This is a genomic window from Vannielia litorea (genome assembly GCF_018424695.1).
In the GTDB taxonomy this organism is placed as follows: domain Bacteria; phylum Pseudomonadota; class Alphaproteobacteria; order Rhodobacterales; family Rhodobacteraceae; genus Vannielia; species Vannielia litorea_A.
Genome location: NZ_QTNQ01000110.1, coordinates 1 through 10,699, shown reverse-complemented (window position 1 = coordinate 10,699; position 10,699 = coordinate 1). Strand labels below are relative to the sequence as shown.

General features: G+C 68.7%; 13 protein-coding genes. 6 read left to right on the top strand and 7 right to left on the bottom strand.

What is annotated here, in order from left to right:
• Positions 1 to 32: 32 nt before the first annotated feature.
• From kynU to DYI42_RS21640, 3 genes are all read right to left on the bottom strand, one after another.
• A complete protein-coding gene (kynU, locus tag DYI42_RS21650) occupies positions 33 to 1,259 on the bottom strand; it encodes a kynureninase (RefSeq protein WP_244868074.1) in 1,227 nt (408 codons plus the stop codon).
• Positions 1,260 to 1,296: 37 nt separating this feature from the next.
• Positions 1,297 to 2,886 (bottom strand): SulP family inorganic anion transporter, encoded by a 1,590-nt coding sequence (locus DYI42_RS21645; RefSeq protein WP_213548902.1) that lies wholly within the window; start codon positions 2,884 to 2,886, stop codon positions 1,297 to 1,299.
• A 157-nt stretch (positions 2,887 to 3,043) separates the two neighbouring features.
• Positions 3,044 to 3,835, bottom strand: coding sequence for a fatty acid desaturase (locus tag DYI42_RS21640; protein WP_213548898.1), 792 nt, complete (start codon positions 3,833 to 3,835; stop codon positions 3,044 to 3,046).
• 154 nt (positions 3,836 to 3,989) lie between these two features.
• On the opposite strand from DYI42_RS21640, the gene DYI42_RS21635 reads away from it, so the two are divergent.
• Positions 3,990 to 4,856 (top strand): S-methyl-5'-thioadenosine phosphorylase, encoded by an 867-nt coding sequence (locus DYI42_RS21635; protein WP_213548896.1) that lies wholly within the window; start codon positions 3,990 to 3,992, stop codon positions 4,854 to 4,856.
• 21 nt (positions 4,857 to 4,877) lie between these two features.
• Here the strand turns inward: DYI42_RS21635 and DYI42_RS21630 are convergent, their stop codons facing one another.
• The 4 genes from DYI42_RS21630 to DYI42_RS21615 are packed head-to-tail and all read right to left on the bottom strand — an operon-like array spanning position 4,878 to position 7,431.
• Complete coding sequence (locus DYI42_RS21630; protein ID WP_342344717.1) at positions 4,878 to 5,597, bottom strand: nitroreductase; 720 nt, start codon at positions 5,595 to 5,597, stop codon at positions 4,878 to 4,880.
• Positions 5,575 to 6,135: a biotin transporter BioY gene (locus DYI42_RS21625; RefSeq protein ID WP_213548894.1), complete on the bottom strand. Its 561-nt coding sequence runs from the start codon at positions 6,133 to 6,135 to the stop codon at positions 5,575 to 5,577. The genes DYI42_RS21630 and DYI42_RS21625 overlap by 23 nt, the downstream gene beginning before the upstream one ends.
• A complete protein-coding gene (locus tag DYI42_RS21620) occupies positions 6,132 to 6,749 on the bottom strand; it encodes an energy-coupling factor transporter transmembrane component T family protein (protein ID WP_213548893.1) in 618 nt (205 codons plus the stop codon). Before DYI42_RS21620 ends, DYI42_RS21625 begins: the two co-directional genes overlap by 4 nt.
• Complete coding sequence (locus tag DYI42_RS21615) at positions 6,724 to 7,431, bottom strand: energy-coupling factor ABC transporter ATP-binding protein (protein WP_213548892.1); 708 nt, start codon at positions 7,429 to 7,431, stop codon at positions 6,724 to 6,726. The genes DYI42_RS21620 and DYI42_RS21615 overlap by 26 nt, the downstream gene beginning before the upstream one ends.
• 315 nt (positions 7,432 to 7,746) lie before the next feature.
• Here DYI42_RS21615 and hemP point away from each other — a divergent pair, with 315 nt between their 5' ends.
• The 5 genes from hemP to bfr are packed head-to-tail and all read left to right on the top strand — an operon-like array spanning position 7,747 to position 10,434.
• Complete coding sequence (gene hemP / locus DYI42_RS21610; RefSeq protein ID WP_213548891.1) at positions 7,747 to 7,905, top strand: hemin uptake protein HemP; 159 nt, start codon at positions 7,747 to 7,749, stop codon at positions 7,903 to 7,905.
• Positions 7,902 to 8,354, top strand: coding sequence for a hypothetical protein (locus DYI42_RS21605; protein ID WP_213548890.1), 453 nt, complete (start codon positions 7,902 to 7,904; stop codon positions 8,352 to 8,354). Before hemP ends, DYI42_RS21605 begins: the two co-directional genes overlap by 4 nt.
• A 34-nt stretch (positions 8,355 to 8,388) precedes the next feature.
• A complete protein-coding gene (locus tag DYI42_RS21600) occupies positions 8,389 to 9,645 on the top strand; it encodes an imelysin family protein (RefSeq protein ID WP_213548889.1) in 1,257 nt (418 codons plus the stop codon).
• Between the two features lie 58 nt (positions 9,646 to 9,703).
• Positions 9,704 to 9,952 (top strand): (2Fe-2S)-binding protein, encoded by a 249-nt coding sequence (locus tag DYI42_RS21595; RefSeq protein WP_213548888.1) that lies wholly within the window; start codon positions 9,704 to 9,706, stop codon positions 9,950 to 9,952.
• On the top strand, positions 9,949 to 10,434 hold the full coding sequence (gene bfr / locus DYI42_RS21590; RefSeq protein ID WP_213548887.1) for a bacterioferritin: 486 nt from the start codon (positions 9,949 to 9,951) through the stop codon (positions 10,432 to 10,434). Before DYI42_RS21595 ends, bfr begins: the two co-directional genes overlap by 4 nt.
• Positions 10,435 to 10,699 lie beyond the last annotated feature (265 nt).

The window sequence follows — 10,699 nt, the reverse complement described above, 5'->3', positions numbered from 1 at the left end:
GGGTGTGGGGGGCTGGCCCCCCACTGCGACGATCACGTCACGGTGCCCCGCTCGGCATAGAGCGCCTCACGCCATGCGCCGCTGTCCAGCACCTCGGCCAGGGCCAGCACCGCCCGCGCCACCTCCTCGAAGCTCAGGTATAGCGGCGCAAAGCCGAAGCGCAGCACGTCCGGCGCGCGGAAGTCTCCGATCACGCCTCGCGCGATGAGCGCCTGCATGATCTCGTAGCCATGCGGGTGGCGGAACGACACCTGGCTGCCGCGTGCCTCCGCCTCCCTGGGCCCCGTCAGCTCAAGCCCGTGGCCGGCACAGGCCGCCTCGACCCAATCGATGAACGCCTGCGTCATCCTCGTGCTCTTGGCCCGCACCGCGCTCATCTCCACCCCGTCCCAATCCTCCATTGCGCCCGCCAGCGCGCGGAAGGAGAGCACGGGCTGGGTGCCTGCGAGGAAGGCCTTCACCCCCTCCGCCGGCTCGAACCCCGTTTCGAAGGCGAAGGGCCGCGCGTGGCCCCACCAGCCTGTCACCGGCTGGCGGATGGCCCCGTGGTGGCAGGCGGCGGCGTAGATGAAGGCCGGCGCCCCGGGCCCGCCGTTGAGGTATTTATAGGTGCAGCCCACGGCAAAATCGGCGCCCGTCGCATCAAGTGACACCTCCAGCGCCCCCGCCGAATGCGACAAGTCCCACACCGCGAGCGCGCCGGCCCTATGGGCCGCCGCCGTCAGCCCGGCCATGTCGCGCAGCGCGCCCGTGCGGTAGTCCACGTGGTTCACCAGCATGGCCGCCACCTCCGGCCCGAGCGCCGCCTCCACCGGCCCCTCGGCCAGCACCAGCCGCGCGCCAGCGGCCGCGCAGACGCCTTCGGCGATGTAAAGATCGGTCGGAAAGCTTGTGGCCTCGGCCAGAATCACCCGCCTGTCTGGGCGCAGGGCGAGGCAGGCGTTCAGCACCTTGTAGAGGTTCACCGAGATCGTGTCGCAGGCCACCACGCAGCCCTCGCCCGCCCCGATCAACCGCCCCAGACGATCGCCCAGCGCCATCGGCATGTCGAACCACCCCGCCGCGTTCCACGAGCGGATCAGCCCCTCGGCCCATTCCTGGCGCGCTGCCATGTCGAGCGCGGCCAGCGCCGCGTGGCTGGCGGGGCCAAGCGAATTTCCATCAAGGTAGATGACCCCCTCGGGGATCAGGTACAGCGCGCGCCGCGCGGCGAGCGGGTCGGCGGCATCAAGCGCACGGGCCTCTGCAATCATGTCCATGGGCGGAGCCTCGCACGGTGCCGCGCGGCCTGCCAGCCTAATGCGCGTCGCCGAAGAGCCCGGTCTGCACCGGGTAGTTGGCGGCCACCTGATACTCCGGGTCGTCCTCGCTCTTCTCCACGATCAGCCCGGTCTGGGTCAGCAGGCGCCGGCAGTCGCGGCTGAGGTGGCGCAGGTGCAGCTCCTTGCCCTCTTCCAGATACTTCTTCGCCATGCCCTCGATGGCCGAAAGCGCTGTCTGGTCGGCCACCCGGCTTTCGGCGAAATCCACGATCACCACGCCCGGGTCTTCCTTGGGCGTGAAAAGCTCCATGAACCCGTCCGCCGAGCCGAAGAACAGCGGTCCGATCACCTGATACACCTTGGCTCCCTCCGGCGTAGTATAGCTCTTCGCGGTGATCCGCTTCGCGTTCTGCCAGGCGTAGTGCAGCGCCGAGACGATGACGCCGACCACCACGGCAATGGCCAGGTCTTCCAGCACCGTCACCACCGTCACCAGCACGGTGACGAAACCGGCGAACTTGGTGCTCACCCGCATGATGCGAAAGGTGTTCCAGGCGAAGGTGCCGATCACCACCATGAACATCACCCCCACCAGCGCGGCCAGCGGGATCTGCTCGATGAGCGGCGCGGCGAAGAGGATGAAGCTCAAGAGGAAGAGCGCGGCAGCGATGCCCGCCAGCCGGGTGCGCCCGCCGGACTTCACGTTGATCATCGACTGCCCGATCATCGCGCAGCCGCCCATGCCGCCGAAAAAGCCGGTGACGGTGTTGGCCGCGCCCTGCGCAAGGCACTCCTTCGAGGCCCCGCCGCGCTGATCTGTCATCTGGTTGACGAGGTTCAGCGTCAGCAGGCTTTCGATCAGGCCGATGGCCGCGAGGATCAGCGCGTAAGGGAAGATGATGTAAAGCGTCTCGAAGTTCAGCGGGGCCAGCGGCGTGCCATAGAGCCCCTCACCCTCGCCGAACGGCACATGGAACGGCGGCAGCGTGCCCGCAATCGAGGCCATGTCGCCCACACGCGGCACCGGGATGTTGAAGACGATCACCACGATGGCAACGATCCCGATGCCCGCCAGCGGTGCGGGGATCACATTGGTGACCTTGGGCAGGCCCCAGATAATCAGCATGGTCAGCGCGACGAGCCCCAGCATCAGCATCAGCGGCACGCCCGTCAGCCATTCGCCATCGCCGCCCGGCACCTTGAACTGCCCGAGTTGGGCCAAGAAAATCACAATGGCGAGGCCATTGACGAAGCCCAGCATCACCGCATGGGGCACCAGCCGGATGAAGCGGCCAAGGTGAAAGATACCTGCCGCAATCTGCATCAGCCCCATCAGGATCACAGTGGCGAAGAGGTATTCCACCCCGTGCTCCACCACCAGCGCCACCATCACCACCGCCAGCGCGCCCGTCGCGCCCGAGATCATGCCGGGCCGCCCGCCGAAAACCGCCGTGATGAGCCCCACGATGAAGGCAGCGTAAAGGCCCACCAGCGGGTGCACATGGGCCACGAAGGCAAAGGCCACCGCCTCCGGCACCAGCGCCAGCGCCACCGTGAGGCCCGAGAGCACCTCGGTCTTCACCCGCGTGGCCGTGGTCTCATCTCCCTGCCGAAAATCTCCCATCAGCCCCTTGGCAAAGGCAAAATACGGGCTCTTTCCCGCCTGTGGCGTCTCGCTCATGTCGTCTCTTTCGGCTGGCTGGCTGTTCGCTGCGCTGCGGCTAGCATGTTTGCGCTAGCGGCAAAACCCCCTGAAAACACGCTCTGCGCGGTCTTTCCGGCTATTTTCGCCCCACCACCGGCATCCGCGCGGCGGCATAGCCCGGAACGCGCGCGTCCAGCCGGGCCGCCAGTTCCGGCAGGCGGCTGACCGGCACACGCGGAAACAGGTGGTGTTCCCGGTGGTAGAACATCAGGTAGGCCAGCCGCGCGAGCACCCCGCGCTGGCTGCGCCCGGCCAGACCGCTGGCCTCGGTGCCCTGATGGGTGATCCACACGGCAAAGAAGGCCGTCAGGCATTGCCCCAGCGCCATCGCGGCAAGGTGCATCTTCAAGGCGGGCGGGCCGATGAGCAAAACGCCAGCCACGAACAATGCCACGCAGGTCCAGTCCACCCCCATTCGCCGCCGCCACCGCGCGCCGCCCGCGCGCCAGCACGCCCGGTTCAGGTCGACCGGAAAGCGCGGGCCGTAGGCAAGCACCTGCCAGACCCCCATCGAAGTGCATTGCCCCTCATGATCCTCCGCGCCCAGCGTGTCGGCGTGGTGCTTCAGGTGGCAAAAGGCATCCGCATGGTTCGAGCCGAGCATCAGCGCGCTCAGCCCGTGCATGATCGCGTGGTCCCAGTGCCGCGCCAGCCCGAGATTGCCATGAATCGCCTCGTGGTTCAGCCGCAGGCAGCAGAGGAAGAACACAAAGCTCGCGCCCAGCCCCAGCGGCCAGAAGGGCCCGGCGTAAAGCCAGAGCGACAGCGCCAGCCACGGCAGCGGCAGGGCGATCTCCACCGCAAACTGCCAGCGGCGCACGCGCGCAAGGTCTTGCCACTCAACGCCCCGGGGGGCCTCTTCAATCATGCGCCTGCCCCGTTCGGGCCGCCGCCCGGAATTGCGCCAAGGTTGCCAATTGATGTGCCATGGCGCGCTATGGGTCAAGCAATCGCCAAGACGGGGGTTGCAGCATGGGCCGCAGAACGGTCCACTCGGGACGACGCGGCAAGGAGAGCAAGGCATGCAACGGATGATCGGAATTATCGGCGGCTCCGGCCTCTATGACATCGACGGGCTGGAGGAGGCCCGCTGGCAGCATGTCGAAACGCCCTGGGGCACGCCCTCGGATGCCATCTTCACCGGAAAGCTCGAGGGCGTGCCGCTGGCCTTCCTGCCCCGTCACGGGCGCGGCCACGTGCATTCGCCCACCACCGTGCCCTACCGCGCCAACATCGCCGCGCTGAAGGCGCTGGGGGTGACGGATGTGGTCAGCATCTCCGCCTGCGGCTCGTTCCGTGAAGAGATGGCGCCGGGCGATTTCGTGCTGGTCGACCAGTTCATCGATCGCACCTTCGCCCGCGAGAAGAGCTTCTTCGGCACCGGCTGCGTCGCCCATGTGAGCCTCGCCCACCCCACCTGCGCCGCGCTCGGGGCCGAGGTGGCCGAGGCCGCCCGCGCCGCCGGGGCCACGGTGCACCCCAAGGGCACCTACCTCGCCATGGAGGGTCCGCAGTTTTCCTCGGTCGCGGAGTCGAAGATGTATCGCAGCTGGGGCTGCGACGTGATCGGGATGACGAACATGCCCGAGGCCAAACTCGCCCGCGAGGCCGAGCTTTGCTATGCCTCGCTGGCCATGATCACCGATTACGACAGCTGGCACGAAGATCACGGCGCGGTGGACATCACCGCTATCCTCGCCACGCTGCACGGCAACTCCGCCCGGGCCAAGGCGACGGTCGCCGGCCTGCCCGCCCGCCTCGGGCCCGAGCACGCCCCCTGCCCGCACGGCTGCGACATAGCCCTGGAGCACGCAGTGATGACGGCGCCCGAGGCGCGCGATGCGGTGATGGTCAAGAAACTCCAGGGCATCGCGGGCCGCGTGCTTTAGCACGCCGCGCCGCCCGCCGGTTCAGAAGCCGCGCAGCTCGGCAAAAACCTCCAGCGGCGCGCGCGCCGTGCGGACCACGTTCGCGGGATGCGCCGGGTCGGCCCGGCCCAGCGCGATGCCACAGACCACGAGTTCCTCCTCCGGCAGCCCCAGCGCCTCATGGGCCACATCGCCGTAATGTGCGATGGCCCCCAGCCCGCAGGTCGCCAGCCCGCGGGACTCCGCCGAGGCCAGAAGCGCCATGATCGCCATGCCCAGATCCATGAAGCAGCCTTTGCCCATGGCCCGGTCGATGGCCACGATGAGGCCTACGGGCGCGTCGAAAAACTGGTAGTTGCGATCAAACTGCCGCCTGCGCCCCTCCAGATCGCGCCGCTCGATGCCCAGCGCCTCGTACAGCGCATAGCCCGCCGCCCGCTGCCGTGCCTTCAGCTCGGGCGGCATCTTCTTGGGGAAGTAGGAATATTCCGCCACCTGTGGCCGCCCGTCGGCAATCGCCTCCGCCAGCGCCCGGGAGAGCGCCCGAAGCGGGGTGCCGGTGAGGGCAATGAAGCGCCCGGGTTGCAGGTTGGCGCCCGAGGGCGCGCGCCGCGCATCGGTCAGGATGGCCTCCACCGTGCTCCGCTCCACCGGGTCGGGCAGAAAGCCCCGCACCGAACGCCGCTGTGCCAGCGCCTCGCTAACGCTCAGCTCCGCGTTTCGGCCCGCCTGCACCGCCTCATCCCCGGCTCGGCAGGGCACCGGGCCGCGCCTTGGCCAGCGCCTGGGTGACCAGCGCCGCCAGAACCGCCTTGATGATGTCGCCGGGGATGAAGGGCAGCGCCGCGATGGTCACGGCCTCCCCAAGGTCCGCAGGCTTTGCCACCATGTACCACACCAGCGCCACCGCATAGAGCGCCACGATCCCGCCGATCACCGCGCCAGCCGCGGCCCCGACCGCCACCGGCAGGCGGCGCATCCGCTCCATCACCAGGCCCGCCACGAAGGCCGCCACCGGGAAGCCCACGAAGAATCCGGCCCAGGGCGTCAGCAGCACGCCCAGCCCGCCCCGGCCACCAGCCAGCAACGGCAGGCCGATCAGGGTGAGCAGGCAGAACAGCGCCGCCGCCGCCGCACCCCGCCAGGCGCCCAGCACCGTGCCGCAGAGCATGATGCCCAGCGTCTGCGCTGTGATCGGAATGCCCGAGGCCAGCGTCAGCTTGGGCACCAGCCCCAGCACCGCAACCAGCGCCGCGAACAGCGCAATCATCACCACGTCCCGTTCCGAGATCCGTTTCATCGCTTAGCCCCTTCGCTCAATCCACCGCGCGCCCTCAGCGCCTCGGCCACCCGTTCCGCATCATCCAGCGCCACGCCTGCCAGCGGGGCGGCAATCCGCCAGCCCGGCCTGCGCCGCGGCGATCGTGCCCGGTAGCTCTCGGCCAGCGCCGCGCCCTTCGCGCTCAGCACCGGGATAAACCGGATCACCAGCGAAATGGCAAGTTCCAGCGGCCGCGTGCGCAGCCCGAGCCGGCGCAGCGGCGCGGTCAGCCCGTGCAGCACCGCCAGCATGTCAGAGAGCCGTGTCGTCATGGTGACAAGATTCGCCAGCGCCACCGCGCTCACCAGCCGCAGCACGATCACCGCGCCTTCCGCCACCGTCCCCGTGGCGAGGTGCCAAACCGCGATGAGCGCAGCGAAGAGCGCCACCGGGCGGAGCGCAGCGAGCCCCGCCCGCGCGAAGCGCGCGCCCGGCAGGGCGTAGAGCGCAGCGACCAGGCCGAGCGCAGCGAGCTGCCCCGCGAGCGACCCGAGCAGGAACAGCCCGGTCGTCGCCACGCACAGCAGCCCCAGCTTCACCCCCGCCGGAACCCGGTGAAAGACCGTCTCAACCGGCGAGGTCAGTGTGATCATCGCCCACGCCCTCCATCGCCGCCCGGAACGCCGCCAGCACCTCGCCCGCCGGCCCGTCCGCCGCCACCGCGCCGCCCTCGATCCAGATCACCCGGTCGAAGCCTTCCAGCGCCGCGAGATCATGCGAGATCATCACCACCCGCTGCTCCAGCTTCGCCAACCGCCCGTGCAGCGCCCGCGTGGTCGGAATGTCGAGCCCGGCAAAGGGCTCGTCGAGGATCAGCCACTCCGGCGCCATCGCCAGCACCGCCACCAGGCACAGCAGGTGCCGCTGCCCGCCGCTGAGGCTGCCCACCGGCCTGTCCCACCAATGCGCCTTGCCGAAGCTCTTCAGCGCGGCGCGCGCTGCGGCCTCGGCATCGCGCCGCCCCTGCTGCGCCAACCCGAAGGTCACCTCCTCGCCGCAGGTCGGAAAGATGATCTGGTGATCGGGGTTCTGAAACAGGATGCCCACGCGGGCCAGCGCCGCCTTCCGGTCGGCGTAAATGTCGTCCCCGCCCACCTTCACCGCGCCCTGCGTCGGCGCGATCAGCCCCGCCAACAGCCGCGCCAGCGTGCTCTTGCCCGAGCCGTTGCGCCCCACGATCCCGATCCGGCGCTCACGCAGGCTCAGCGTCAGCGGGCGCAGAATCTCCCGCTCCGCCACGCCATAGCCCGCCCCGTCCAGCCGTATTTCGCTCATCACGCCTCTCACCGTTTCGCCCGCCCTAGCCCGAAACGCCCCACAATTGAAGGCCTGCCGCGCCGCATTCCCGACCAAAACAATCGGAATTGACATACCCAAGCGTTTCACTCAGAATTAACCCGACTCCCAGCCACCCCGCCAAAGGGCCAGCCCGGACACGTCGCATGAAACCGGAGACCAGCGAACAGGCGGACCCATGAGAAACGCGCACCCGAGTGACCCTTACACCTCCCTCCTCCACAGCTTCTTCTGCCGCCACTATGGCGCAGGCGAGGCCCGGCTTTTTCGCCGCATCCTCGGGGAGGCCCGGGCATGAACGCGCACGTCAGCACCCCCGCCGCCGGCACCTCGCTGCCCCTGCACGATGCCCGCGCCCTGACCAAGGGCGGCATCCAGGCGATGATCGAGCTCGACGGCCAAACCTACTTCCTGCGCATCACCCGCGCCGGAAAGCTGATCCTCACCAAATGAAACATGCGGCCATCCCAGCGCCCCGCGGTGCCGCGCCCGTGGGCCGCACCGCCGAGCTTGCGCCCGCCGAACTGGCTGCGGTGACCTACCTGCGCATGGCACTCACGGGCGGCAGCGGGGCGGTGGCCGAGGATTTCGCCATGCTGCTGGGGCCGCGCGACGGCACCGAGGCCCATGCCGCTTTTACCCGGCTCGCCTCCGCGCTCTCCAGGCGCCCCCGCGCCTTTCCGCATCACGCGCCCGGCTGCGCCTGCTACGGCGGCGACGAGAGCGCCTTCGCACACCTCCTCTCCGCCGCCGCCACAGGCGACGAGGAGGCCGCGATGGGCTTTGCCCTCCACCTCTTTTCCGGCCGCCCGCCCCTCGGGCTGCTGGCCGCCGCCGCCCGCGCCGGGCTGGCGCTCTCTCACATGGCCGATCTGCTCGCAAAGCCCCGCGCCATCCACTGACACCAAGAAACCACCAACAGGACAGTAAAGACCCATGACTTCCAAACTCAAAGCCACGCTCCTCGCCACGGCCTTCGCCGCGCCCCTCCCGGCGCTTGCAGGCCCCGCAGAGGTGCTCGCCACTTACGCCGACATCGCTCAGGCGGGCTATGAAGACAGCCTCGCCACCGCACAGGCGCTGCAAGCCGCCGTGGATGCGCTGATCGCCGATCCGTCGGACGTGACCCTGGAAGCCGCCAAGCACGCCTGGCTCGCCGCCCGCGTGCCCTACCAGCAAACCGAGGTGTTCCGCTTCGGCAACGCCGTGGTCGACGACTGGGAAGGCAAGGTCAACGCATGGCCGCTGGATGAAGGGCTGATCGACTACGTTGATGCAGGCGGCGCCACCGACGAGAACCCGCTCGCCGGGCTCAACGTGGTGGCCAACCCCACCCTCACCATCTCCGGCGAGGAGATCGACGCCAGTGAGATCACCCCGGCACTGCTCTCCGACGCGCTCCACGAGGCCGACGAGATCGAGGCCAACGTGGCCACCGGCTACCACGCCATCGAGTTCCTGCTCTGGGGCCAGGATCTGAACGGCACCGAACACGGCGCAGGCGCCCGCCCCTTCACCGATTACGCCTCGGGTGACGCCTGCACCGGCGGCAACTGCGACCGCCGCGCCGCCTACCTCAAGGCCGCGACCGACCTGCTGGTGAGCGACCTCGAAGAGATGGCCGCCGCCTGGGCCGAAGGCGGCGAAGGCCGCGCCGCCGTGACGGGAGATGAAACCGCAGGGCTGACCGCCATCCTCACCGGCATGGGCTCGCTCTCCTACGGCGAGCAGGCCGGCGAACGGATGAAGCTCGGCGTCATGCTGCACGACCCCGAAGAGGAGCACGACTGCTTCTCCGACAACACCCACAACTCGCATTACTACGACGGCCTGGGCATCCAGAACGTCTACCTGGGCGAGTACCAGCGGGTCGATGGGTCGGTGGTTAAAGGCGAAAGCCTCGCCTCCCTCGTTGCCGCCGCCGACCCGACGCTCGACGCCGAGCTGACCGCTGCACTCGCCCACACCATGCGCGAGCTTGGCCAGATCAAGACCGCCGCCGAAGCGGGCTATTCCTACGACCAGATGCTGGCCGCCGGGAATGCGGAAGGCGAAGCGCTTGTGATGGGCGCGGTCGATGCGCTTGTGGCCCAGACCCGCTCCATCGAGCGTGCCGTCACCGCGCTCGGCCTCGACGGCATCGAGGTGGAGGGCTCCGACAGCCTCGATGAGCCCGACGCCGTCTTCCAGTAACCCCCGTAGGGTGCGCATTCATGGCGCACCCTGACCCAACGCCCGCCGGAGGCCGCTCATGATCGTCTGTTCCTGCCAGCACATCACCAGCCGCGACATTCATTCGGCAATCGACTGGATGCGCGCCTCCGATCCTGCCACAATCATCACGCCGGGCCGTGTCTACCACGCGCTCGGCAAGCGGGCCGACTGTGGCGGCTGCATGCCGCTCTTCCTGTCGACCATGCGCCGCAACAGCAACCTCGCCGTCCCCGCCGAACTGACCGGCCTGCGGCAGCGACCCCAAAGGAAAGAACACACCGCATGAAAGGCGACGCAAAGGTCATTGAGTACCTGAACGCAGCACTCCGTTCCGAGCTTACCGCCGTCAACCAGTACTGGCTGCACTACCGCATGCAGGACGACATGGGCCTGAAGGGCCTGGCCGACAAATCGCGCGAAGAGAGCATCGAGGAGATGCATCACGCCGACAAGCTCATCACCCGCATCCTCTTCCTCGAAGGCCACCCCAACCTGCAAAAGCTGGACCCGCTGCGCATCGGCGAGACGCCCAAGGAAATGCTGGAGGCCGACCTTGCCGCAGAGCACGAGGCCCGCACCCTCTACAAGGAGGCCCGCGACCATTGCGAGGAGGTCGGCGACTACGTGTCGAAGAACCTCTTCGAGGAGCTGATGGCCGATGAAGAGGGCCACATCGACTTCCTCGAAACCCAGCTCGACCTGCACGACCGCGTCGGTGAGCAGAATTACGCCCAGCTCAACGCCTCCACCGCGAAGGACGCCGAGTAGGGCAGAGCGCCGGCCTCGGGCGAAAAACGTCATCCTCGGGCTCGACCCGAGGATCTCCCGCCACCCGCCTCACCCGTAATCCTCGGGCCTGACCCGAGGATCTCCGCCGCATGAGATCCTCGGGTCGAGCCCGAGGATGACGCCCGGGGCCGGCAAACCGAATAAACCGCCGCCCTCGCGCGTAAACTCCATGAACCCGTCACCCACCCGCCGTAGGGTGGGTGCAACCCACCAATCAACGGCACCGTCCCATGCCCCTCCGCCT

Excerpts from the sequence above, each read along its gene's own strand:
- kynU (WP_244868074.1), bottom strand. The coding sequence starts at position 1,259 with ATGGACATGATTGCAGAGGCCCGTGCGCTTGATGCCGCCGACCCGCTC.
- DYI42_RS21645 (WP_213548902.1), bottom strand. The coding sequence starts at position 2,886 with ATGGGAGATTTTCGGCAGGGAGATGAGACCACGGCCACGCGGGTGAAG.
- DYI42_RS21640 (WP_213548898.1), bottom strand. The coding sequence starts at position 3,835 with ATGATTGAAGAGGCCCCCCGGGGCGTTGAGTGGCAAGACCTTGCGCGC.
- DYI42_RS21635 (WP_213548896.1), top strand. The coding sequence starts at position 3,990 with ATGCAACGGATGATCGGAATTATCGGCGGCTCCGGCCTCTATGACATC.
- DYI42_RS21625 (WP_213548894.1), bottom strand. The coding sequence starts at position 6,135 with ATGAAACGGATCTCGGAACGGGACGTGGTGATGATTGCGCTGTTCGCG.
- DYI42_RS21620 (WP_213548893.1), bottom strand. The coding sequence starts at position 6,749 with ATGATCACACTGACCTCGCCGGTTGAGACGGTCTTTCACCGGGTTCCG.
- DYI42_RS21615 (WP_213548892.1), bottom strand. The coding sequence starts at position 7,431 with ATGAGCGAAATACGGCTGGACGGGGCGGGCTATGGCGTGGCGGAGCGG.
- hemP (WP_213548891.1), top strand. The coding sequence starts at position 7,747 with ATGAACGCGCACGTCAGCACCCCCGCCGCCGGCACCTCGCTGCCCCTG.
- DYI42_RS21605 (WP_213548890.1), top strand. The coding sequence starts at position 7,902 with ATGAAACATGCGGCCATCCCAGCGCCCCGCGGTGCCGCGCCCGTGGGC.
- DYI42_RS21600 (WP_213548889.1), top strand. The coding sequence starts at position 8,389 with ATGACTTCCAAACTCAAAGCCACGCTCCTCGCCACGGCCTTCGCCGCG.
- DYI42_RS21595 (WP_213548888.1), top strand. The coding sequence starts at position 9,704 with ATGATCGTCTGTTCCTGCCAGCACATCACCAGCCGCGACATTCATTCG.
- bfr (WP_213548887.1), top strand. The coding sequence starts at position 9,949 with ATGAAAGGCGACGCAAAGGTCATTGAGTACCTGAACGCAGCACTCCGT.